The following is a 22,817-nucleotide window of genomic DNA, read 5'->3' as shown; positions in this document are numbered from 1 at the left end:
AAAAGCTATGGCATCTGCGATGGGACAGGGACTGCAGCATCGCACGGTGCTGCTAGACGAAGCGGTGAACGCGCTGATCACGCGCGCGGACGGCGTCTATGTGGACGGCACGTTCGGCCGCGGCGGGCATAGTCGCGCGATCCTCGGCCGCCTGGGAGAGGCGGGGCGTCTGATCGCGTTCGACAAGGACCCGCTGGCGATCGCCACGGCGCAAACCGTTGGTGACGCGCGGTTTTCAATCGTCCATGAGAGTTTTGCTTCGCTGCGCGACGAGCTCGTGTCGCGCGGGGTAGGGCGCGTGTCGGGAGTGTTGCTGGACCTTGGCGTGTCGTCGCCGCAGTTCGACGATCCGCAGCGCGGTTTCAGTTTCCGCGCGGATGGTCCGCTCGACATGCGGATGGACCCGACGCGCGGCGAGTCCGCCGCTGACTGGCTCGCTCGGGCCACGGTGCAGGAACTGACGGAGGTGATTCGAGATTATGGGGAAGAACGGTTTGCTTTTCAGATTGCAAAGGCGCTTGTTGCTCGCCGGGCAGAGTCCGACCGTCTCGGGCCTCTCGACAGCACGGGCGAGCTTGCCCAAATCGTGGCTAACGTCGTCAAAACCCGTGAGAAGGGTAAGGACCCGGCAACCCGCACCTTTCAAGCTATACGGATTCACGTCAATCAAGAGCTTGCGGAGCTGCAGGTCGTTCTAGAAGCAGCATTGTCGTTGCTGGAACAGGGGGGGCGGCTGGTGGTCATCAGCTTTCATTCGCTCGAAGACCGGATCGTCAAGCGATTCATGCAGGCGCACGCGAGCGCGCCGGCGGTGGATCGCCGCCTGCCGATTCGCGCCGTCGACCTGCCGAGCCCGCCGCTCAAGCTGATCGGACGCGTGTTCGCGAGCGACGAAGAAGTTGCCGCGAACCCGCGCGCCCGCTCGGCCGTGATGCGCACCGCGGAGCGCATCACGCCATGAATCGTCTGAATATCTTCCTGCTGATCGTCGTCATGGGGTGCGCGCTTTCTGTCGTGAACGCCACCAATCAGCAGCGCCAGATCTTCATCCAGTTGCAACGCGCGCAGTCGCAGGAGCACCAGCTCCAGCAGGACTACGCACAGCTTCAATATCAGCAGAGCGCGCTGTCGAGAACGTCGCGCATCGAACAGATCGCCACCGACTCGCTCAAGATGCAGGCCGTCACGACCGGACGCACGCAATATCTGACGCTCGCGCCGGGCGCCGCAACCGCCGTCGACGCTCCTGTGCCGACCTCGGCGCCCCCGCAGGGCGCCGCGCCCACGGCTGCCCGCCGCGGAGGCACGCGATGAAAAAGGACAATCGCCGCAAGAGCGTCGCCTTCAGCGCCAACCCCATTCTCTCCGTGCGCCTGCCGATGTGGCGCTCGAAGCTCGTCGTGTTCCTGCTATTCATGGCGTTCGTCGCGCTTGCCGCGCGCGCGTTCTGGATCCAGGGCCCGGGCAACGCGTTCTATCAAAAGCAGGGCGAAAGCCGCTACCAGCGCACGATCGAGCTGCCGGCCACGCGCGGCAAGATTCTCGACCGCAACGGGCTCGTGCTCGCCACGAGTCTGCCCGTGCGCGCGATCTGGGCGATTCCCGAAGCTGTGCCCGACGATCTCGGCGCCGACAAGCTCAACCAGCTCGGTACGCTGCTCGGCATGAACACGAAAGAGCTGCGCGCGAAGCTCTCCGAAGACAAGACGTTCGTCTACGTGAAGCGCCAGGTGCCGCTCGACGTCGCGCAGAAAGTGACGGCGCTCGATATTCCGGGCGTTTACCAGCGCAACGAGTACAAGCGCTTCTATCCGGAAGGCGACGTCACCGCGCACTTGATCGGTTTCACCAACGTCGAGGACGAAGGCCAGGAAGGCGTCGAGCTGTCCGACCAGAAGATGCTCGCGGGCGTGCCCGGCATTCGCCACGTCATCAAGGACCGCATGGGCCACATCGTCGAGGACGTCGACGAAACGGTCGTGCCCCACGATGGCAAGGACGTCGAACTGTCGATCGACAGCAAGATCCAGTACATCGCGTATTCGAACCTGAAGGCCGCCGTCGAGAAGTTCAAGGCCAAGGCCGGCGCGGCAATGGTGGTGGACGTGCGCACGGGCGAAGTGCTCGCGCTCGTCAACTATCCGACCTACAACCCGAACGATCGCTCGCACCTCACGGGCGAGCAGTTGCGCAACCGCATTCTCACCGACGTGTTCGAGCCGGGCTCGATCATGAAGCCGTTCACGGTGTCGCTCGCGCTGGATCTGCACCGCGTCTCGCCGAGTACACTGGTGGATACGGGCCCGGGCCACTTCACCCTCGACGGCGCGACCATCACCGACGACGCGGCGTTCGGCGTCCTGACGGTTGGTGGCGTGATCCAGAAGTCGAGCAACATCGGCGCGACGAAGATCGCGATGACGCTCAAGCCCGAAGAAATGTGGGACATGTACACCAGCATCGGTCTCGGTCAGGCGCCGAAGGTCGGGTTCCCCGGCGCGGCGGCGGGCCGTCTGCGTCCGTGGAAAAGCTGGCGCCGCATCGAGCAGGCGACGATGTCCTACGGCTACGGCCTCTCCGTATCGCTGTTCCAGCTCGCGCGCGCGTATACGGCGATCGCGCACGACGGCCAGATTCTGCCGGTCACGATCTTCCGCCACCCTGGCGACACGCAGCCGGTGCAAGGCACCCAGGTGTTCGCGCCGACCACGGCGCGTGAAGTGCGCGCGATGCTGGAGAGCGTGGTGTCGAAAGACGGCACGTCGCCCGATGCCGCCGTTCCCGGCTACCGCGTGGGCGGCAAGTCCGGTACGGCCTACAAGCATGGTCCGCACGGCTACGATCATTCAAAGTACCGCGCGTCGTTCGTCGGCATGGCGCCGATGCCGAATCCGCGCATCGTCGTGGCCGTCACGGTCGACGAACCGACTGCCGGCAGCCACTTCGGCGGCGCGGTGTCGGGTCCGGTGTTCTCGGGCATCGTCGGCGATACGCTGCGCTCGCTCAACGTGCCGCCGGATATGCCGGTGAAACAGCTCGTCGTCGAGGACAATAGCGCCGCCGGCGCTTCCGCCCCGGCCGTTGCGAACGCGCCGGCTTCGGCTGTGAAGCACGTGGCGAACGCGAGCGCCGCGAAAAGCGCCGCAGCCGCGCATCACATGACCGTCGCGGACAACGCGAAAAATCGACCCGGAGTCGTCCGATGAGCGCCACGCGCACCCAGCATCCCGCGCACCGGCAGATCGCGGACGCGCTCGCATGGCTGCGCGCGCACGTCGCGCCCGAAGCCGGCCTGCACGCCGACACGCGCTCGCTCAAGCCGGGTGACGTGTTTCTCGCTTACGCCGTCGAGGGCGCGGACAATCGTCCGCACATCGCCAACGCCATCGAGCGTGGCGCCGCAGCCGTGCTGTATCAGCCGGAAGGCCATACGGGCGAAAAGCTCGACGCGTCGATCGCGCTCGCTGTGCCGCAACTCGATGTGCTCGCGGGGGAAATCGCAAGCGGCTGGTATGGCGACCCGAGCGATGCGATGCTCGTGGTCGGTGTGACGGGCACGAACGGCAAGACGTCGTGCAGCCAGTGGATCGCCTCGGCGTTCACGGCCATCGGCCAGAAGTGCGCGATCGTCGGCACGCTGGGCACGGGGTTTCCGGGGCAGCTAGTGCATACGGGCTTCACTACGCCCGATGCGCCGCAATTGCAGCGCAGCCTCGCGCAATTGCGTGGCGAAGGCGCACAACTTATTGCGATGGAAGTATCCTCGCACGCGCTGCATCAGGGCCGCGTAAACGGTACCTCGTTCGACATCGCTGTTTTCACGAATCTCACGCAAGACCATCTCGATTATCACCGCACGTTCGAGGCCTATGAAGCCGCGAAGGCGCGCCTGTTCGCATGGCCGGGTCTGCGCGCGGCGATCATCAACGCCGACGACGCAGCGGGCCGCCGGCTGATCGCCGCTACGCGCGGTACGGCGCGCACGATCGCATATGGCGTGGAAACGCCTGCTGCCGACGCACCCGTTGCCGACGCCTGGCTGCGCGCAAGCGATGTGCGAGCGACCGCTACGGGCACGGCGTTCCATCTGGAAACGTCGGACTGGGGCGAGGCGCAAGTCGAGGCGCATGTTCTAGGCCTCTTCAACGTGAGCAATCTGCTCGGCGTGCTCGGCGCGCTGCTCGCGGCAAATGTGCCGCTCATCGCGGCGCTCAACGAGATCTCGAAGCTGCAGCCGGTGAACGGCCGCATGGAGCGTCTTGGCGGGCGCGCCGACCACGATGAGCCGCTCGTTGTGATCGATTACGCGCATACGCCCGACGCGCTCGAAAAGACGCTCGAAGCGCTGCGTCCGATGGCAGCCGCGCGCGGCGGCCAGCTCATCTGCATGTTCGGCTGCGGTGGCGACCGCGACGCGACCAAGCGCCCGCTCATGGGCGCGATTGCGGAACGTCTCGCCGATCAGGTCGTCGTGACGAGCGATAACCCGCGCAGCGAATCGCCTGCCGCGATCATCGACCAGATCGCGCAAGGCATGCGCGACGCCGCGAAGGCGCGGCGCATCGAGGATCGCGCGAGCGCGATCCTGCAAGCCGTGCGCGCCGCGGCGCGCGAAGACGTCGTCTTGCTGGCCGGCAAGGGCCACGAGGCGACCCAGGAAATCATGGGCAAGAAGCGCGCGTTCTCCGATCAGGACCACGCGCGGCTTGCACTCGCCGCCCGTGCCACGCACGGGCGCGGAGGTGGTGAATGACGATGCTCTCCCTGCGCGAAGCCGCGGCGCTGATTCCCGGCGCGAGCGTCCTCGGCGACGAGAACGCGACGTTCGAGCGCATTTCGACCGACAGCCGCACCACGGGCCCCGGCGATCTCTTCGTCGCGCTCAAGGGCGACCGCTTCGACGCGCATGACTTTCTCGGTGAAGTCGCGAACCGTCACGTGAGCGCGGCGCTGGTTTCGCGCAGCCCCGGCGACTGGCGCATTCCCGCGCTGCGCGTGGACGACACGCGCAAGGCGCTCGGCGCGCTCGCGCTCGGCTGGCGCCGTCGCTTCTCGATGCCGCTCGTCGCCGTGACGGGCAGCAACGGCAAGACGACGGTCAAGGAAATGATCGCATCGATCTTCGCGGCGGCCGTTGGTGAAAATTTGCGTCTCGCGACCACCGGAAACCTCAATAACGACATCGGCGTGCCGTTAACGTTGCTGCGTTTGAGCAGTGCTCATCGGCTGGCCGTCGTTGAACTCGGCATGAATCACCCGGGCGAAACTGAGTTGCTCGCGAAATTCGCCGAGCCGACGGTCGCGGTGGTGAACAACGCGCAGCGCGAGCATCAGGAGTTCATGGCGACGGTGGAAGCCGTCGCACTCGAGCATGCGAGCGTGATCCATGTGCTCAAGCCCACGGGCGTCGCGGTGTTTCCCGCTGACGATGCTTACGCGAGCATCTGGCGCGTAGCGGCAACGGGTTCGCGCATTCTCGACTTCGCGCTGCATACGGAGGCGAGCGCGGTCGAAGCGGCCGTCACCGGCAAGCTCGTTGGCGAGACGGGTGGCAACCGTCTCGCGATCGCGACGCCGGAAGGTCGTCTCGAAGTGGAGTTGAAGGTGCTGGGTGCGCACAACGCGCACAACGCGCTGGCGGCCACGGCGGCGGCGATCGCGTCGGGCGTATCGCTCGAAGCGATCGGCCGCGGGCTGGAGGCGTTCGAGCCGGTGAAGGGCCGCTTGCAGGTGAAGCGCGCCGCGCTCGGCGAGCTGGCGGGCGCAACGGTGATCGACGACACCTACAACGCGAATCCCGATTCGGTGCGTGCGGCGATCGACGTGCTGGCTTCGCGCGTGTCGCCGCGCGTGCTCGTGCTGGGCGACATGGGCGAAGTCGGCGACGACGGTCCCGCGTTTCACCGCGAGGTGGGCGCTTACGCGAAGGAACGCGGCATCGACGCGCTCTACACACTCGGCGACGCGGCGCGTGATAGCGCAACGGCGTTCGGCGCGCAGGCGCTGCATTCGGCGGACGTGGGCGAACTCGTGCGCTCGCTGGCCGGCGGCGGTTACGGCGCTGGTGCAACGATTCTCGTGAAAGGCTCGCGCTTCATGCAGATGGAGCGCGTAGTGGCGGCTTTGACAAACCCGCTTACGAATCCGCAAAACCCTGCGCCGGACGCCAAGTCCGGCGCGCACTGAAATACTAAGGAATACAAGGCATGCTACTGGCGCTGGCGCAATGGCTGCAGAATGACGCAAGCTTCTTGCGCGTGTTCAGTTATCTGACGTTCCGTGCGGTGATGGCCACCATCACCGCGATGGCGATCGGGCTTTTCCTCGGCCCCTGGGTGATCCGCAAGCTCACCGCAATGAAGGTCGGCCAAGCCGTGCGTACGGACGGCCCGCAAACTCACCTCGTGAAGTCCGGCACGCCCACCATGGGCGGTGTGCTCATTCTGCTGGGCATCGCGGTTTCCACCTTGCTGTGGGGCGATCTCACGAACCGCTTCATCTGGATCGTGATGCTCGTCACGTTCGGCTTCGGCGCGATCGGTTGGGTCGACGACTATCGCAAGGTCGTCTACAAGGACCCGCGCGGCATGTCTTCGCGCGAAAAGTACTTCTGGCAGTCGGTGATCGGTTTGTTCGCCGCGGTGTACCTCGCGTTCAGCGTGTCCGAAGCGAGCAACGTGCGCGTGTTCGATCTCTTCATGGCGTGGGTGCGTAGCGGCCTGTCGATGGGTCTTCCCGCGCGCGCCGACTTGCTGCTGCCCTTCCTCAAGTCGATCAGCTATCCGCTCGGCGTGTGGGGCTTCATCGCGCTCACGTACTTCGTGATCGTCGGCGCGAGCAACGCCGTGAACCTCACCGATGGCCTCGACGGTCTCGTCATCATGCCCGTCGTGCTGGTCGGTGCGTCGCTTGGCGTGTTCGCCTATGTGATGGGCAGCTCGGTCTATTCGAAATATCTGCTCTTTCCGCACATCGCCGGCGCTGGCGAGCTGCTCATCTTCTGTTCGGCGATGGGTGGGGCAGGGCTCGCGTTCCTCTGGTTCAACACGTATCCCGCTCAGGTGTTCATGGGCGACGTGGGTGCGCTCGCGCTCGGCGGCGCACTCGGAACCATTGCGGTGATCGTGCGTCAGGAAATCGTGCTCTTCATCATGGGCGGCATTTTCGTCGCGGAGACGCTCTCCGTGATGCTCCAGGTCACCTGGTTCAAGTACACGAAAAAGCGTTACGGCGAAGGGCGCCGCATCTTCAAGATGGCGCCGCTGCATCACCATTTCGAGCTGTCTGGCTGGAAAGAAACGCAGGTTGTCGTGCGTTTCTGGGTCATCACGCTGATGCTGTGTCTGATCGGCTTGTCCACGCTCAAGCTGCGTTGAGCCTTTAAGTAAGCAAGGGAAGCAAGCGATGTTTGGCGAGAAGTTTCGGGATCGGCAAAAGCCGATGGTGCTCGTGCTGGGACTCGGGGAATCGGGTCTCGCGATGGCGCGCTGGTGCGCGCGGCATGGTTGCCGCCTGCGCATTGCCGACACGCGCGAAGCGCCTCCGAACTTGCCGGAACTCGCCGCGCGCGGCATCGACGCCGATTTCGCTGGCGGTCCGTTCACGACCGCGCTGCTCGACGGCGTAGAGCTCGTAGCGATCAGCCCGGGTCTCTCGCCGCTCGCGGAAGATCTCGTGCCGCTGATCGCGGCAGCGCGCGAGCGCGGCATCGAAGTGTGGGGCGAACTCGAACTCTTCGCGCAGGCGCTGCGGCATCTCGGGGAGAGCGGCTACGCACCGAAGGTGCTGGCTATTACGGGCACGAACGGCAAGACCACCACGACGAGCTTGACGGGCATGCTCTGCGAGCGCGCGGGCAAGCGCGTGGCGGTGGCGGGCAACATCAGCCCGGCCATGCTCGACAAGCTTGCCGAAGCCATCGACAACACCGCGCTGCCCGACGTCTGGGTGCTCGAGCTGTCGAGCTTCCAGCTGGAGACGGCGCATACGTTCGAGCCGGACGCCGCGGCGGTCCTCAACATCACGCAGGACCACCTCGACTGGCACGGCGGGCTCGACGCCTACGCGGCGGCGAAGGGCCGCATCTTCGGGCCGCGCACGACGCGCGTGCTCAACCGCGACGACCCGCGCGTCATGTCGCTCGCGAGCGTGAAGGCGAGTGGCGATGCGAAGATCGTGACCTTCGGCCTGAACGAGCCTCAGAACAACGGCGACCTGGGTCTGTTGCGCGAGAACGGCATGCAGTGGCTCGTGCAGGCTCACGATCTCGACGCGGCTGATGTGCCTGTGTCCCCGCGTCGCCGCAAGCAGCAGGAAGCTGCGCCGGTGAATCTCGGCATGAAGCGCCTCATGCCCGCCGACGCCCTGCGTATTCGCGGCCTGCACAACGCGGCGAACGCGCTCGCGGCATTCGCGCTCACGCGCGCGATCGACCTGGCTCCAGCGCCGCTGCTCCATGGCCTGCGCGAATATCGCGGCGAGCCGCATCGCGTGGAGCTGATTGCTTCGATCGACGGCATCGACTACGTGGACGATAGCAAAGGCACGAACGTGGGCGCGACGGTTGCGGCGCTCGACGGCCTCGCGCAGCGCGCGGTGCTGATCGCCGGCGGCGACGGCAAGGGCCAGGACTTCGATCCGCTCGCGGCGCCGGTTGCGCGTTGGTGCCGCGCCGTGATGCTGATCGGCCGCGACGCGCCGAAGATCCGCGCAGCGCTCGAAGACACCGGTATCGCGATGAGCGAGCACGCGACGCTCGAAGAAGCCACGCGCGCGGCGACGGCGCTAGCGCAACCGGGCGACGTCGTGCTGCTCTCGCCTGCGTGCGCGAGCTTCGACATGTTCAAGGGCTACGCCCATCGCGCAGCCGTGTTCCACGACACGGTGGAAGAAATCGCCGCAGAACGGGGGACGATGATATGAGCTGGTCCGAGCGATTCGGTGCGCGCCTCTCGCGCGATGACGGTCAGGCCGGTGGTTCGTCGGGCGGCGGCGCGCGCTCGGGCGGTCTTGCGAGCGTCGTCAACGGCGTGCGTCCCGGCCGCTCGCGCATGCTCGACTACGACCACTCGCTGCTTTGGGCCGTGATCGCTCTGCTCGGACTTGGCGTCGTGATGGTCTACTCGGCCTCCATCGCCATGCCCGATTCGCCCAAGTACGCCTCGTATCGCGACTGGGCGTTTCTCGTGCGCCACATGGTTTCGCTCGTGATCGCCACGGTCGCGGCGCTCATCGCGTTTCGCATTCCCGTTTCCACATGGGACCGCTACGCGCCGAAGCTCTTTCTCATTGCGCTCGCCATGCTGGTGGTCGTGCTGATTCCGCACATCGGCAAGGGCGTGAACGGCGCGCGGCGCTGGATTCCGCTCGGCATCACGAATATGCAGCCGTCGGAAATCATGAAGCTCGCCGTGACGATCTACGCGGCGAACTACACGGTGCGCAAACAGGAATACATGCATAGCTTCGCGAAGGGCTTCTTGCCGATGGCATTTGCCGTGGGCGTGGTCGGCGCGCTGCTGCTGCTCGAGCCCGACATGGGCGCATTCATGGTGATCGCCGCGATCGCCATGGGCGTGCTGTTCCTCGGCGGTGTGAACGGCAAGCTGTTCGGCGGCCTCGTGGCCACGGCCGTGGGCACCTTCACGCTGCTCGTGTGGGCGTCGCCGTGGCGCCGCGAGCGGATCTTCGCGTACCTCGATCCGTGGGACGACCGCTACGCGCAGGGCAAGGCGTACCAGCTCACGCACTCGCTTATCGCGTTTGGTCGCGGCGAGTGGTTCGGCGTGGGTCTCGGCGGCAGCGTCGAGAAGCTCAACTATCTGCCGGAAGCGCACACCGACTTCATTCTCGCCGTGATCGGCGAGGAACTCGGCTTCATCGGCGTGCTCGTCGTCATCCTGCTGTTCTACTGGATCGTGCGCCGCGCATTCGAGATCGGCCGCCAGGCGCTCGCGCTCGACCGCACGTTCGCCGGCCTCGTCGCCAAGGGTCTTGGCGTGTGGTTCGGCGCGCAGGCCTTCATCAACATGGGTGTGAACCTCGGTCTTTTGCCGACCAAGGGTCTCACGCTGCCGCTCGTCAGCTACGGCGGCTCGGGCATCTTGCTGAACTGCATCGCCGTGGCGCTGCTGCTGCGTGTCGATTACGAGAACCGGGTCTTGATGCGCGGAGGCAAGGTATGACCGCAGCAACGCGCACGCTCATGGTGATGGCCGGCGGCACCGGGGGACACGTGTTTCCGGGTCTCGCCGTTGCGCATCGCATGGAGCAGTGGGGCTGGCGTGTGGTGTGGCTCGGCAATCCCGCGGGCATGGAAGCGACGCTCGTGCCCAAACACGGCATCACGATGGAGTATGTGCGCTTTGGCGGCGTGCGCGGCAAGGGCATCAAGACCAAACTGATGTTGCCGCTAAACCTGCTGCGCGCGTGCATACAGAGCCTCGCGGCGCTGCACCGCGTGAAGCCCGATGTCGTGCTCGGTATGGGCGGCTACATCACGTTCCCGGCGGGCGTGATGAGCGCGCTTTCGGGCCGTCCGCTCGTGCTGCATGAACAGAACTCGATCGCCGGTCTCGCGAACAAGGTGCTCGCGAAGCTGGCCAAGCGTGTGCTCGTGGCGTTTCCGGGCGCGCTGCCGAACGCCGAGTGGACCGGCAACCCGATTCGCGAGGCACTCGAGCACGTCGACGCCCCGGCGGCGCGCTACGCGGCGCGCAGCGGGCCGCTGCGCGTGCTCGTGGTGGGCGGCAGTCTGGGCGCCACGGCGCTCAACGAAGTGGTGCCGCGCGCGCTGTCGCTGCTCGCACCGGGTGAGCGTCCGCATATCGTGCATCAGGCGGGCGCGAAGCATATCGACGCCTTGCGTCAAAACTATCTCGACGCCGGACTCGAACTCAGTGACACGGTGCAACTCGTGCCGTTCATCGACGACATGGCGAGCGCCTATCGGAACGCGGACCTCGTGGTCTGCCGTTCGGGCGCAATGACGGTGGCCGAGATCGCGGCCGTGGGCGTGGCGGCATGCTTCGTGCCGTTCCCCTATGCCGTGGACGACCACCAGACCACCAACGCCGCGTTCCTTGCCGACAAGGACGCAGCGCTCGTGGTGCAGCAGCGCGACCTGACGGCGGAAGGACTCGCCGACTGGTTGCGGCATCAGACCAGAACATCGCTGGCGGAAATGGCTGGGCGCGCTCGCGCGCTCGCGAAACCCGACGCCGCCGATCAGGTCGCGCGCATCTGTGCGGCCGTGGCGGGCGTAGTAGCGGGAGGAAAGCAATGAAACACATCGTCAAACATATCCATTTCGTCGGCATCGGCGGCGCGGGCATGAGCGGCATCGCCGAAGTGCTCGTCAATCTCGGCTATCAGGTAAGCGGCTCGGACCTCGCGAAGAACGCGGTCACCGATCGACTCGCCGCGCTCGGCGCGCGCATCGCGATCGGCCATGCCGAAGAGAACATCGAAGGCGCCAATGCCGTGGTCGTTTCGACCGCGGTGCGCAGCGACAACCCCGAAGTGCTCGCGGCGCGCCATCGCCGCATTCCCATCGTGCCGCGTGCCGTGATGCTCGCGGAACTGATGCGCCTGAAGCAGGGCATCGCGATCGCGGGCACGCACGGCAAGACCACGACGACTTCGCTCGTGGCGAGCGTGCTGGCGGCAGGCGGGCTCGATCCGACTTTCGTGATCGGCGGCCGGCTTATCAGCGCGGGCGCGAACGCGCGTCTGGGCACGGGCGACTTCATCGTGGCGGAAGCCGACGAATCCGACGCATCGTTCCTGAACCTCTTCCCGGTGATCGAAGTCATTACGAACATCGACGCCGATCACATGGACACGTATGGGCACGACTTCGCGCGCCTGAAGCAGGCGTTCATCGAATTCACGCACCGCCTGCCGTTCTATGGCATCGCGGTTCTGTGCGTGGACGACCCGAACGTGAAGGAGATTCTGCCGTTTGTCTCGAAGCCGATCATCCGCTACGGCTTCGCATCCGACGCGCAAGTGCGCGCGGTGAATGTGATCGCGCGCGAAGGCAAGATGTACTTCACGGTGATGCGCGAAGACGCGCCGTCGCTCGACATCGTGCTGAACTTGCCGGGCACGCACAACGTGCAGAACGCGCTCGCTGCGATTGCGATCGCGACCGAACTCGAAGTGAAGGACGCCGACATTCAGCGCGCGCTCGCGGAATTCAACGGCGTGGGCCGTCGTTTTCAGCGCTATGGCGAGATTCCCGTCAACGGCGGCGGCGCCTGGACGTTGATCGACGACTATGGCCATCACCCGGTGGAAATGGCGGCGACCATCGCAGCGGCGCGCGGCGCGTTTCCCGAGCGGCGTCTCGTGCTGGCGTTCCAGCCGCACCGGTATACGCGCACGCGTGACTGCTTCGAAGATTTCGTGCGCGTGCTCTCGACCGTCGACGCGCTCGTGCTGACCGATGTCTACGCGGCCGGCGAAGCGCCGATCGTCGCAGCGGATGGCCGCGCGCTCGCACGCGCGATTCGTGTGGCGGGCAAGGTCGAGCCGGTATTCGTCGAGACCGTGGATGAAGTGCCGGAGGCGCTCGCGGCAGTAGTGCGCGACGGCGATGTGGTGATCACGATGGGCGCGGGTTCGATCGGCAGTGTGCCGGGCCGCATCGCAGCCCAGGAACAGAAGGCGTGAGTGACATGAGCAGTATCGATCCGAAGTTCGACCCGAAGCAGTTCGGCAAGGTGGCGGTGTTGTTCGGCGGCGTGTCCGCCGAGCGCGAGGTATCGCTCAAGTCGGGCACGCTGGTGCTGCAGGCGCTGCAGAGCGCCGGCATCGACGCCCATCCGTTCGATCCGTCCGTGCGTGAGCTTTCGGCGTTGAAGGACGAAGGCTTCGTGCGCGCGTTCAACGCGCTTCATGGCGGCTATGGCGAGAACGGCCAGATTCAGGGTGCACTCGACTTCTACGGCATCCGCTATACGGGCACGGGCGTGCTCGGCTCGGCGCTCGGGCTCGACAAGTTCCGCAGCAAGCTCGTGTGGCAGCAGCTCGGCATTCCGACGCCGCCGTTCGAAGCGGTGCTGCGCGGCGACGACTACGCGGCGCGCGCGCCGCAGATCGTCGCGAAGCTCGGCCTGCCGCTCTTCGTGAAGCCCGCGAGCGAAGGCTCGAGCGTGGCCGTGATCAAGGTGAAGGCCGAAGCCGAACTCGTGCCGGCGCTCGAAGAAGCCGCGAAGTTCGACAAGATCGTGCTGGTGGAAAAGAGCATCGAAGGCGGTGGCGAGTACACCGCGTGCATCGCGGGCGACCTCGATCTGCCGATCATCAAGATCGTGCCGGCGGGCGAGTTCTACGACTACGACGCGAAGTACATCCTCGACACGACGCAGTATCTGATTCCCTGTGGCGTCGCGCCCGAGAAGGAAGCAGAACTGAAGAAGCTCGCCCGCCGCGCGTTCGACGTGCTCGGCTGCACCGACTGGGGCCGCGCCGATTTCATGATGGACGGCGCGGGTAACGCGTATTTCCTCGAAGTGAACACGGCGCCGGGCATGACCGATCACTCGCTGCCGCCGAAGGCCGCGCGCTCGGTGGGCATCGAATATCGCGACCTCGTGGTGCGCGTGCTTGCGCTGACGCTGAAAGATTGAACCCCTAATGAATCGCTGACCGACGAATTGCCGAACCTGGACTAAACCGACAATCTCGAAATGTGGAATAACGTACGCCAGCTCAACCTTGCCGCCAACGCGTTGCACGCGCTGCTCGCGCTCGCGCTTCTGGCGGCTGGCTGCTACTGGCTCGTGCAGCGCCCGAACTTCGCGCTGCGAGAGATCCGCATCGAGGGCGACACCGAGCACATCAACTCGCCCACCGTGCGCGCGAGCGTGGTCGGCCGGCTGAAGGGCAACTTCTTCACGGTCGATCTCGACACGGCGCGCGCGGCGTTCGAGCAAATGCCGTGGGTACGTCACGCGAGCGTGCGCCGCGTGTGGCCCAACGCGCTGGCTGTCACGCTCGAAGAGTACAAACCGCTGGGCACGTGGGGCAGCGATCAGCTCGTGAGCACGGACGGCGAACTGTTCACGGCGAACCAGGGCGAGCTGGACGAAGAATTGCCCGCGCTCGATGGCCCCGACGGCACCGCGCCCGAAGTGGTTGCGCGCTACCGGGACCTGGAGAAGTGGTTCGCGCCGCTCGGGCTCACGCCCGACGAGGTCACGCTCTCGGCGCGCTACGCGTGGACGGTGAAGCTCTCGAACGGCATGCAGGTGGAGCTGGGCCGCGAGCGCAACGCCGACACATTGAGCGAGCGTTCGCATCGCCTCATCGCCGCATGGTCGGCAGTGACGCAGCGTTGGGGCAAAGAGATCGAATACGCGGACTTGCGTTATCCGAACGGGTTTGCGATAAGGGCGGCCGGCATGCGCTTCATCAGTGACACGCCCGCTCCGGGCAAGAAGTAACAAGACATCACACGCAACGAGCACGATATGAGTAAAGACTATAAGGATCTGCTGGTCAGCCTCGACATCGGGACGTCGAAGGTGGTGGCCGTCGTCGCCGAACTAAAGGGCGAAGGCCACTACGAAGTGATCGGTCTCGGCCAGAGCGAATCGAAAGGTCTCAAGAAAGGCGTGGTGGTGAACATCGAGGCCACGGTGCAGTCTATCCAGCGAGCGCTCGAAGAAGCGGAACTCATGGCCGACTGCAAGATCACTAACGTATTCACCGGCATTGCGGGCAGCCACATTCGCAGCTTCAACTCGAGCGGCATGGTTGCCATCAAGGAGAAGGAAGTCACGCAGGCAGACGTCGCGCGCGTGATCGAAACGGCGAAGGCGATCAACATCCCGACCGACCAGCAGGTGCTGCATATCCTCACGCAGGAATTCATCATCGACGGCCAGGAAGATGTGCGCGAGCCGATCGGCATGAGCGGCATTCGTCTGGAAGTGAAGGTGCATATCGTGACGGGTGCGGTGAGCGCGGCGCAGAACATCGTGAAGTGCGTGCGCCGCTGCGGGCTCGAAGTGAACGACCTCATTCTGCAACCGCTCGCTTCGTCGCTGGCGGTGCTGACCGAGGACGAGAAGGAGTTGGGCGTGGTGCTCGTCGATGTGGGCGGCGGCACGACCGACATCGCGATCTTCAGCGAAGGCGCGATCCGCCATACCGCGGTGATTCCGATCGCGGGCGACCAGGTGACGAGCGACATCGCGATGGCGCTGCGCACCCCCACGCCCGACGCGGAAGACATCAAGGTGAGCTACGGCATCGCGAAGCAGGCACTCGCCGATCCGGACGAGATGATCGAAGTGCCGGGTCTTGGCGAGCGCGGTCCGCGCACGCTGTCGCGTCAGGCGCTCGCCGCCGTGATCGAGCCGCGCGTAGAAGAGCTTTTCTCGCTCGTGCAGCAGGTGGTGCGCGAATCGGGCTACGAAGAACTGCTGAGCTCGGGCGTCGTGCTTACGGGCGGCGCCGCGATGATGCCGGGCATGGTCGAGTTGGGCGAGGACATTTTCCTGAAGCCGGTGCGCATTGGCGTGCCGGAATACGCGGGCGGCCTGGCCGACGTGGTGCGCAATCCGCGCTACTCGACGGCAATGGGCTTGCTCGTCGAAGGCCGCTCGCAGCGCATGCGCGGGCGCAAGGTTGCAGTGCAGTCGGGGTCGATGGGCCAGGTCTTTTCACGCATGAAGGACTGGTTCCTCGGCAACTTCTAGGAACAGAAGTCGCAGGACAGAAGGCGAAGTACAAGCTTCGAAAAATCGCGCTGGTGACGGCGGCTAGCGCGCAGTGGAAGGTTGCCCGATCTTCCACTGGATAACGGCCGAGGAGCGGAATCTTTTTCTTGACGGAGGCAACATGGAATTCCAGCTGCTGGAAACGGAAACCAACGGCACCATCATCAAGGTGGTAGGCGTTGGTGGTGCGGGCGGCAATGCCGTGCAGCACATGATTAACCGCGGCGTGCAAGGCGTCGATTTCATCGTGATGAACACGGACGCACAGGCGCTCTCGCGCTCGCGTGCATCGGCCGTGATTCAGCTCGGCAACACGGGCCTCGGCGCCGGTGCGAAGCCGGAGATGGGCCGCGCGGCCGCTGAAGAAGCCCGTGAGCGCATCGCCGACGCACTGCGCGGCGCGCACATGGTGTTCATCACCGCCGGCATGGGCGGCGGCACCGGCACGGGCGCAGCCCCGGTCGTCGCGCAGATCGCCAAGGAAATGGGTATTCTCACCGTTGGTGTGGTGAGCAAGCCGTTCGAGTTCGAAGGCGGCAAGCGTATGCGAGTGGCGGAAGCCGGCTCGCAGCAACTGGAGGATCACGTCGACTCGCTGATCGTCGTCCTGAACGACAAGCTGTTCGACGTGATGGGCGATGACGCCGAGATGGACAAGTGCTTCCAGTGCGCCGACGACGTTCTGAACAACGCAGTCGCAGGCATCGCCGAAATTATCAACGTCGACGGTCTGGTGAACGTCGACTTTGAAGACGTGAAGACGGTGATGGGCGAGCAGGGCAAGGCGATGATGGGCACGGCCACGGTGGCCGGCGTCGATCGCGCACGCCTCGCGGCGGAACAGGCCGTGGCGAGCCCGCTGCTCGAAGGCGTCGATCTGTCGGGCGCGCGCGGCGTGCTGGTCAACATCACGTCGAGCCGTTCGCTGCGTCTGTCGGAAACGCGCGAAGTGATGAACACCATCAAGAGCTACGCTGCAGAAGACGCCACGGTGATCTTCGGTGCGGTGTACGACGATGCGATGGGCGACGCGCTGCGCGTCACGGTGGTGGCAACGGGCCTCGGCCGCGCTGCGAAGAAGCAGCAAGCCGCGCCGATGCAACTGCTGCGCACGGGCACGGACAATCAGCCGATCCCGGCTCCGGCGGGTTCGTACGCACCGCAGCACAGCGGCCACGGCAACACGGCCGACTACGGCGCGCTCGACACGCCGGCTGTGTGGCGCACGTCGCGCGACACCGCGGCTTCGCACGTGCAGGCGCTGCAGGAAAAGGGCGTCGACACTTACGACATCCCGGCATTCCTGCGCAAGCAGGCGGACTAACGCGAGCCGATCTGACTGCGGCAGGGCACGCGTTGCCCTCGCCCGCAGACAGATAGCGCGCGGCGTTGCAATGAAGGCGAGCAAGACCAGCAAGGCCGCATCCGCGAGGATGCGCGGCAGGGACGGTTGCCCGCCACGCGTTGAGCGTGGGGGACAGGCGCGGTGTCGCCCAGCGAACCTGTGTATCCTTGGAGTACATCGTTGCCCAACATTGCAGGGGGCGGCCATCCGTGGGCGGCCATCCGCACGCCAGCGCATCACGCTCGTAAAAGCTTGCACATCGTTGTGAAGGACGAGTCATGATCAAACAGGGTGAAACGCTGCCCGAAGCGACCCTCTTCGAGTTCGTCGAAGACGAGCGCGAGGGTTGCACGCTGGGGCCGAACAGCTTCGACGTGCGAAAGGAAGCGGCGGGCAAGCGCGTGGTGATCTTCGGATTGCCTGGCGCGTTCACGCCTACGTGCTCCGCGAAGCACGTGCCGGGTTACGTCGAACACTTTGACGCGCTGCGCGCCGCCGGTGTCGACGAGGTCTGGTGCGTGTCCGTCAACGACGCGTTCGTCATGGGCGCGTGGGGACGCGATCAGCGTACCTCGGGCAAGGTACGCATGATGGCCGACGGCAGCGCAGCGTTGACTCGTGTACTTGGACTGGAGCAGGATTTGTCGGCGCGTGGCATGGGAATCCGCTCCCAGCGCTATGCGATGGTGGTCGACGACGGCGTGGTCAAGACGCTGCACGTCGAAGCACCCGGCAAGTTCGAAGTGAGCGATGCCGCGAGCATACTTGCCACGTTGACCCGCGCATGAGCGCGCTTGCGGGCGCTGCGTTGCCCTGATGCAACGCGAACCTGCGGCGCAAATGTGACAGGCGATTACGTGAGCCCAGCGGGCCGATCACCCCGGGAACGCCTCCGTTCCGGGCATCGGCCCGCCCTCCATCTCTATTGGGTAACACAGGGAAACAGTTTGTCACGCCGGTGAAAACGACGGACTCGGTGCAACTGGAGTATAATTCGAGCTATGAGTTAAAAAATCCCGATTGGGATTTTCAATGAGCAAGAAGACCATGTTGAAGCAGCGAACCATCAAATCAATCGTGAAGACAGTCGGCATCGGCCTGCACTCGGGCCGCAAGGTCGACCTGACGCTCCGTCCGGCGGCGCCGAACACGGGCATCGTGTTTTCGCGTGTGGATTTGCCGACGCCGGTTGACATCCCCGCATCGGCGATGGCGATTGGCGATACGCGCCTCGCCTCGGTGCTGCAGAAAGACGGCGCACGTGTCTCGACGATCGAGCACCTTATGTCCGCCTGCGCAGGCCTTGGCATCGACAACCTGTATGTGGACGTGACCGCCGAAGAAATTCCGATCATGGACGGCAGCGCGGCTTCGTTCGTGTTCCTGATCCAGTCGGCGGGTATTGAGGAGCAGAACGCTCCTAAGAAGTTCATCAAGGTCAAGAAGCCGGTGGAGATCCGCGACGGCGACAAGTTCGCACGCCTCGAGCCTTACTTCGGCTTCAAGCTCAAGTTCACGATCGATTTCCGCCACCCGGCCGTCGACAAGACGGGCCAGGCGCTCGAAGTGGATTTCGCGAATACCTCGTACGTGCGCGAGATCGCGCGGGCCCGCACGTTCGGCTTCGCACATGAAGTCGAGATGATGCGCGAGCTGGGCCTCGCGCGCGGCGGCAGCATGGACAACGCGATCGTGCTGGACGAGTACCGCATCCTGAACAACGACGGCCTGCGCTACGACGACGAGTTCGTGAAACACAAGATGCTCGACGCGATCGGCGACCTCTACGTGGTCGGCCATCCGCTGCTGGCGGCGTACGACGCGTACAAGTCGGGCCACGGCCTGAACAACGCGCTGCTGCGCGAGCTGCTCGCGAATGAGGACGCCTACGAGATCGTCACGTTCGACGATCCGCAGAAGGCGCCGCGCGGCTTCGGCTACGAGGCGCAGACGGCATTCGCCTGAGTTTCGAGCGCGTCTCGCCAGTAAAAAGGGCAGCTATATGCTGCCCTTTTTCTTTTTGCGGGCTTCGCTGCGCAGTTTCGTAAGATTGCGCGCGCTGGATCAGCGCTTTCGCGTGTGGCGCGCCGCCATCTTCGCGAGGGCTGCCTGCAGCGGCGACGCCTCCAGCGTTTCGCTGAGTGCCTGAAGCGCTGCTGCGCCAGCCGGTGTCATGCGCGCCTGCTTGGGCGGCGCGGGATCTTTCACGGCTTGCGGGCGCACACGGATGCGCACGCTGTTCAACGCCCAGCCGCGCGCCTGCAGGTCGGCCACTAGCCGCGGCTCCAGATGCCGCAGCCGCGCCGCGAGCGCGTTGTGCGCCGTGAAAAGGGCCAGCGTGCCGTCCTTGATGAAGCCGGGCTCCACGCTCGCCGCGAGATAGTCGGGCAGCAGTGCGTTCAGGTCGCGCTGAATGGCCGCGATCTGCTCGACGCCGGCGCGCAGCGGCGCGAACGCGTCCGTGCGGCTCAGCACTTCGGCGAGCGGCTGCGGGGCGCGTGGTCCCCTGGACCTTGAAAACGGCGAGAAACGGCTCATGTGGCGTAAGGGATGGGAGAGCGCAAGCGGCATCTCGTTGCCTGCGATGCCGTCATTGTAGCCTGCGCACCCCTCATCCAAGCGCCTTCAGGCCATTCGGCCAGGGCCGCATCGCGGCCCTTCGCCGCATGGCGGGAAGGCCGTCCGCGCGGGCACCGCGCGCGCCAGAGCCGTCTTTGCGCTGACACAGGCGGGCGAGAGGGCGCGTGCTAAAATGCCCGATTCGAATCCACCATTTTGGGCTAAAGCCGCCGAGGTCCCTCCGGTCCGGATGCGTAGTGCCGACGTCGGCAGACGTTGTGCACAACCCGCTGAACCCACCCTCAGGAATCCCGGCCGAAGCCGCGACGCAGACACCGATCCGATGACCACCGGTCTCTTACAGAAAATCTTTGGCAGCCGCAATCAGCGCCTGATCAAGCAATATCAGAAGACGGTCGTGGCGATCAACGCGCTCGAACCGAAGATCGAGCAGTACACCGACGAGCAACTGCGCGCGAAGACGGTCGAGTTCCGCGAGCGCGTTGCCAATGGCACGTCGCTCGACGAATTGCTGCCCGAGGCGTTCGCCGTTTGCCGCGAGGCGAGCAAGCGCGTGCTGAAGATGCGCCACTTCGACGTGCAGTTGATCGGCGGCATGGTGCTGCATTACGGCAAGATCGCCGAAATGCGCACCGGCGAAGGCAAGACGCTCGTCGCCACGCTGCCCGTGTATCTGAATGCGCTGTCGGGCCGTGGCGTCCACGTCGTGACGGTGAACGACTACCTCGCCCAGCGCGACGCCGAATGGATGGCGCGCCTCTACAACTTCCTCGGTCTCTCGGTCGGCATCAACTTGTCGCAGATGGACCACGCGATGAAGCAGGAAGCTTACGCGGCGGACATCACCTACGGTACGAACAACGAGTTCGGCTTCGACTACCTGCGCGACAACATGGTCTACGAGACCGAGGCGCGCGTGCAGCGCGCGCTGAACTTCGCCGTGGTCGACGAGGTGGACTCGATCTTGATCGACGAAGCGCGTACGCCGCTCATCATCTCGGGCCAGGCCGAAGACCACACCGAACTCTACGTGCGCATGAACGCGCTGCCGCCGCTTCTCGAGCAGCAGATCGGCGAAGAGAAGGCCGACGGCACGGGCGTGGAAAAGCCGGGCGACTACACGCTCGACGAAAAGGCGCGTCAGGTATTCCTCACCGAATCGGGCCACGAGAAGGCTGAGCGCATGCTCGCCGAGTGGGGCCTGATCGGCCAGGGCGAAAGCCTCTACGCGCCGCAGAACATCACGCTGATGCACCACGTGTACGCCGCGCTGCGCGCGCACACGCTGTTCTACAAGGACCAGCACTACGTGGTGCAGAACGGCGAAGTGATCATCGTTGACGAATTCACCGGCCGTCTCATGGCTGGGCGCCGCTGGTCGGACGGTCTGCATCAGGCCGTGGAAGCGAAGGAGCACGTGAAGATCCAGAGCGAGAACCAGACGCTCGCTTCGATCACGTTCCAGAACTACTTCCGCATGTACGCGAAGCTTTCGGGCATGACGGGTACGGCCGACACCGAAGCGTACGAATTCAACGAGATCTACGGCCTCGAAACGGTCGTGATCCCGACGAACCGCCCGCCCAAGCGCATCGACAAGCAGGACCAGATCTACAAGACGGCGAAAGAACGCTACGACGCCGTGATTCGCGACATCCGCGACTGCTACGAGCGTGGTCAGCCGGTCCTGGTCGGCACGACGTCGATCGAAAACTCCGAGCTGCTTTCGAACCTGCTGACCAAGGCCGGTCTGCCGCATGAAGTGCTCAACGCGAAGCAGCACGCGCGTGAAGCCGCGATCGTTGCCGAAGCAGGTCGTCCGCAGCGCGTGACCATCGCCACGAACATGGCGGGCCGCGGTACCGACATCGTGCTTGGCGGCAACGTCGAGAAGCAGTCGGCCTTCATCGAAGCCGACGACGCCATCCCCACCGACGAAAAGGCGCGCCGCATCCAGCAACTGAACGACGAGTGGCAGACGCTGCACGATCGGGTGAAGGCCGCGGGCGGCCTGCACATCATCGGCACCGAGCGTCACGAGTCGCGCCGGATCGACAACCAGCTGCGCGGCCGTGCGGGCCGTCAGGGCGACCCGGGTTCGTCGCGGTTCTATCTCTCGCTCGAAGACCCGCTGCTGCGCATTTTCGCGGGCGACCGCGTGCGCGCGATCATGGACCGCCTGAAGATGCCGGAAGGCGAGGCGATCGAGGCGGGCATCGTCACGCGTTCGATCGAGTCGGCGCAGCGCAAGGTCGAAGCGCGCAACTTCGACATCCGCAAGCAGCTGCTCGAATACGACGACGTTTCGAACGACCAGCGCAAGGTGATCTACCAGCAGCGCAACGAGCTGCTCGAAGCGCATGACATCACCGAAACGATCGGCGCGATGCGTCATGGCGTGATCACCGACATCGTGCGCCAGTTCGTGCCGCACGGCAGTATCGAAGAGCAGTGGGACGTGCCCGAGCTCGAAGAAGTGCTGCGCAACGAATGGCAGCTCGACCTCGCGATCCAGGAGATGATCAACGAGTCGTCGTCGATCGACGCCGATGAAATTCTCGAAGCCGTGCTCGCCGCCGGCGATGAAGCGTACGAGCAGAAGGTCGGGCTCGTGGGCCGCGAATCGTTCAGCGCGTTCGAGCGCTCGGTCATGCTGCAGACGCTCGACCGCAGCTGGCGCGAACACCTCGCGGCGCTCGACCACCTGCGTCAGGGCATCCATCTGCGCGGCTATGCGCAGAAGAACCCGAAGCAGGAGTACAAGCGCGAGGCGTTCGAACTGTTCGCCGCGATGCTCGAAGCCGTGAAGCTCGAAGTCACGCGTATCGTGATGAACGTGCAGATCCAGTCGCCGGAGCAGCTTGAACAGGCGGCCGAGCAGATCGAAGAGCAGGGCCATCATGTCGAGAACGTCGAGTTCCGCCATGCCGAGTTCGCCGAAGCCGACACAGCGCCGGCTCCCGCGGTTGCCGCACCGGTGGCCGCCGACGCTGCCGCCGCAATGGTGGGCGCGGCCATGAGCCATACGCCGCCGGTGGGCAGCGAGCTGCCAAAGGTGGGCCGCAACGATCCGTGCCCGTGCGGCAGCGGCAAGAAGTACAAGCAGTGTCACGGCAAGATCGCTTGACGCAGGCTTGAACGTAGATTCCGGTGGCCCGCTC

Annotated in this window: 18 protein-coding genes; 17 read left to right on the top strand and 1 reads right to left on the bottom strand. The window is 65.1% G+C overall.

What is annotated here, in order from left to right; genetic code table 11:
* Positions 1–7: 7 nt before the first annotated feature.
* From rsmH to lpxC, 16 genes are all read left to right on the top strand, one after another.
* Positions 8–961, top strand: coding sequence for a 16S rRNA (cytosine(1402)-N(4))-methyltransferase RsmH (gene rsmH, locus JMY28_RS36020; RefSeq protein WP_201700649.1), 954 nt, complete (start codon positions 8–10; stop codon positions 959–961).
* A complete protein-coding gene (gene ftsL, locus JMY28_RS36015) occupies positions 958–1,314 on the top strand; it encodes a cell division protein FtsL (RefSeq protein WP_201700648.1) in 357 nt (118 codons plus the stop codon). Before rsmH ends, ftsL begins: the two co-directional genes overlap by 4 nt.
* Positions 1,311–3,206, top strand: coding sequence for a peptidoglycan D,D-transpeptidase FtsI family protein (locus JMY28_RS36010; protein ID WP_201700647.1), 1,896 nt, complete (start codon positions 1,311–1,313; stop codon positions 3,204–3,206). Before ftsL ends, JMY28_RS36010 begins: the two co-directional genes overlap by 4 nt.
* Positions 3,203–4,753, top strand: a complete 1,551-nt coding sequence (locus JMY28_RS36005; protein WP_201700646.1) for a UDP-N-acetylmuramoyl-L-alanyl-D-glutamate--2,6-diaminopimelate ligase — start codon at positions 3,203–3,205, stop codon at positions 4,751–4,753. Before JMY28_RS36010 ends, JMY28_RS36005 begins: the two co-directional genes overlap by 4 nt.
* Positions 4,750–6,186, top strand: coding sequence for a UDP-N-acetylmuramoyl-tripeptide--D-alanyl-D-alanine ligase (locus JMY28_RS36000; RefSeq protein WP_201700645.1), 1,437 nt, complete (start codon positions 4,750–4,752; stop codon positions 6,184–6,186). Before JMY28_RS36005 ends, JMY28_RS36000 begins: the two co-directional genes overlap by 4 nt.
* Before the next feature lie 20 nt (positions 6,187–6,206).
* Positions 6,207–7,376 carry a phospho-N-acetylmuramoyl-pentapeptide-transferase gene (gene mraY, locus JMY28_RS35995; protein WP_028207787.1) on the top strand — a complete coding sequence of 390 codons (1,170 nt, stop codon included), beginning with the start codon at positions 6,207–6,209 and terminating at the stop codon, positions 7,374–7,376.
* A gap of 28 nt (positions 7,377–7,404) precedes the next feature.
* Positions 7,405–8,922: a UDP-N-acetylmuramoyl-L-alanine--D-glutamate ligase gene (gene murD, locus JMY28_RS35990; protein WP_201700644.1), complete on the top strand. Its 1,518-nt coding sequence runs from the start codon at positions 7,405–7,407 to the stop codon at positions 8,920–8,922.
* Complete coding sequence (gene ftsW, locus JMY28_RS35985; RefSeq protein ID WP_201700643.1) at positions 8,919–10,184, top strand: putative lipid II flippase FtsW; 1,266 nt, start codon at positions 8,919–8,921, stop codon at positions 10,182–10,184. The genes murD and ftsW overlap by 4 nt, the downstream gene beginning before the upstream one ends.
* Positions 10,181–11,284, top strand: coding sequence for an undecaprenyldiphospho-muramoylpentapeptide beta-N-acetylglucosaminyltransferase (gene murG, locus JMY28_RS35980; protein WP_201700642.1), 1,104 nt, complete (start codon positions 10,181–10,183; stop codon positions 11,282–11,284). The genes ftsW and murG overlap by 4 nt, the downstream gene beginning before the upstream one ends.
* Positions 11,281–12,675 carry a UDP-N-acetylmuramate--L-alanine ligase gene (murC, locus tag JMY28_RS35975; protein WP_201700641.1) on the top strand — a complete coding sequence of 465 codons (1,395 nt, stop codon included), beginning with the start codon at positions 11,281–11,283 and terminating at the stop codon, positions 12,673–12,675. The genes murG and murC overlap by 4 nt, the downstream gene beginning before the upstream one ends.
* A 5-nt stretch (positions 12,676–12,680) precedes the next feature.
* Complete coding sequence (locus tag JMY28_RS35970) at positions 12,681–13,634, top strand: D-alanine--D-alanine ligase (RefSeq protein ID WP_201700640.1); 954 nt, start codon at positions 12,681–12,683, stop codon at positions 13,632–13,634.
* A 60-nt stretch (positions 13,635–13,694) separates the two neighbouring features.
* A complete protein-coding gene (locus JMY28_RS35965; protein ID WP_201700639.1) occupies positions 13,695–14,450 on the top strand; it encodes a cell division protein FtsQ/DivIB in 756 nt (251 codons plus the stop codon).
* Between the two features lie 27 nt (positions 14,451–14,477).
* The gene (gene ftsA, locus JMY28_RS35960) at positions 14,478–15,710 is read left to right on the top strand and encodes a cell division protein FtsA (RefSeq protein WP_042270315.1); all 1,233 of its coding nucleotides are present in this window, start codon (positions 14,478–14,480) and stop codon (positions 15,708–15,710) included.
* A gap of 142 nt (positions 15,711–15,852) precedes the next feature.
* Positions 15,853–17,055, top strand: a complete 1,203-nt coding sequence (gene ftsZ, locus JMY28_RS35955) for a cell division protein FtsZ (protein ID WP_201700638.1) — start codon at positions 15,853–15,855, stop codon at positions 17,053–17,055.
* 299 nt (positions 17,056–17,354) lie between these two features.
* A complete protein-coding gene (locus JMY28_RS35950; RefSeq protein ID WP_201700637.1) occupies positions 17,355–17,864 on the top strand; it encodes a peroxiredoxin in 510 nt (169 codons plus the stop codon).
* Positions 17,865–18,123: 259 nt separating this feature from the next.
* Complete coding sequence (gene lpxC, locus JMY28_RS35945) at positions 18,124–19,041, top strand: UDP-3-O-acyl-N-acetylglucosamine deacetylase (protein WP_028207797.1); 918 nt, start codon at positions 18,124–18,126, stop codon at positions 19,039–19,041.
* A 99-nt stretch (positions 19,042–19,140) separates the two neighbouring features.
* Here the strand turns inward: lpxC and JMY28_RS35940 are convergent, their stop codons facing one another.
* On the bottom strand, positions 19,141–19,614 hold the full coding sequence (locus JMY28_RS35940) for a DciA family protein (RefSeq protein ID WP_201700656.1): 474 nt from the start codon (positions 19,612–19,614) through the stop codon (positions 19,141–19,143).
* A gap of 364 nt (positions 19,615–19,978) precedes the next feature.
* Between JMY28_RS35940 and secA the strand changes: the two genes are divergently transcribed.
* Complete coding sequence (gene secA / locus JMY28_RS35935) at positions 19,979–22,783, top strand: preprotein translocase subunit SecA (RefSeq protein WP_201700636.1); 2,805 nt, start codon at positions 19,979–19,981, stop codon at positions 22,781–22,783.
* Positions 22,784–22,817: the final 34 nt, after the last annotated feature.

This window comes from Paraburkholderia hiiakae (genome assembly GCF_904848665.1).
GTDB classification, from domain to species: Bacteria; Pseudomonadota; Gammaproteobacteria; order Burkholderiales; family Burkholderiaceae; genus Paraburkholderia; species Paraburkholderia hiiakae.
Note: the sequence above shows the minus strand (reverse complement) of the source record. Positions and strands in the feature narration are given on the sequence as shown.

Bases quoted from the DNA above. Each gene is read 5' to 3' on its own strand.
- ftsL (WP_201700648.1), top strand. From the start codon at position 958: ATGAATCGTCTGAATATCTTCCTGCTGATCGTCGTCATGGGGTGCGCG.
- JMY28_RS36010 (WP_201700647.1), top strand. From the start codon at position 1,311: ATGAAAAAGGACAATCGCCGCAAGAGCGTCGCCTTCAGCGCCAACCCC.
- JMY28_RS35965 (WP_201700639.1), top strand. From the start codon at position 13,695: ATGTGGAATAACGTACGCCAGCTCAACCTTGCCGCCAACGCGTTGCAC.
- murC (WP_201700641.1), top strand. From the start codon at position 11,281: ATGAAACACATCGTCAAACATATCCATTTCGTCGGCATCGGCGGCGCG.
- murD (WP_201700644.1), top strand. From the start codon at position 7,405: ATGTTTGGCGAGAAGTTTCGGGATCGGCAAAAGCCGATGGTGCTCGTG.
- ftsZ (WP_201700638.1), top strand. From the start codon at position 15,853: ATGGAATTCCAGCTGCTGGAAACGGAAACCAACGGCACCATCATCAAG.
- lpxC (WP_028207797.1), top strand. From the start codon at position 18,124: ATGTTGAAGCAGCGAACCATCAAATCAATCGTGAAGACAGTCGGCATC.
- ftsW (WP_201700643.1), top strand. From the start codon at position 8,919: ATGAGCTGGTCCGAGCGATTCGGTGCGCGCCTCTCGCGCGATGACGGT.
- JMY28_RS36000 (WP_201700645.1), top strand. From the start codon at position 4,750: ATGACGATGCTCTCCCTGCGCGAAGCCGCGGCGCTGATTCCCGGCGCG.
- secA (WP_201700636.1), top strand. From the start codon at position 19,979: ATGACCACCGGTCTCTTACAGAAAATCTTTGGCAGCCGCAATCAGCGC.
- murG (WP_201700642.1), top strand. From the start codon at position 10,181: ATGACCGCAGCAACGCGCACGCTCATGGTGATGGCCGGCGGCACCGGG.
- mraY (WP_028207787.1), top strand. From the start codon at position 6,207: ATGCTACTGGCGCTGGCGCAATGGCTGCAGAATGACGCAAGCTTCTTG.
- JMY28_RS36005 (WP_201700646.1), top strand. From the start codon at position 3,203: ATGAGCGCCACGCGCACCCAGCATCCCGCGCACCGGCAGATCGCGGAC.
- ftsA (WP_042270315.1), top strand. From the start codon at position 14,478: ATGAGTAAAGACTATAAGGATCTGCTGGTCAGCCTCGACATCGGGACG.
- JMY28_RS35940 (WP_201700656.1), bottom strand. From the start codon at position 19,614: ATGAGCCGTTTCTCGCCGTTTTCAAGGTCCAGGGGACCACGCGCCCCG.
- JMY28_RS35950 (WP_201700637.1), top strand. From the start codon at position 17,355: ATGATCAAACAGGGTGAAACGCTGCCCGAAGCGACCCTCTTCGAGTTC.
- rsmH (WP_201700649.1), top strand. From the start codon at position 8: ATGGCATCTGCGATGGGACAGGGACTGCAGCATCGCACGGTGCTGCTA.
- JMY28_RS35970 (WP_201700640.1), top strand. From the start codon at position 12,681: ATGAGCAGTATCGATCCGAAGTTCGACCCGAAGCAGTTCGGCAAGGTG.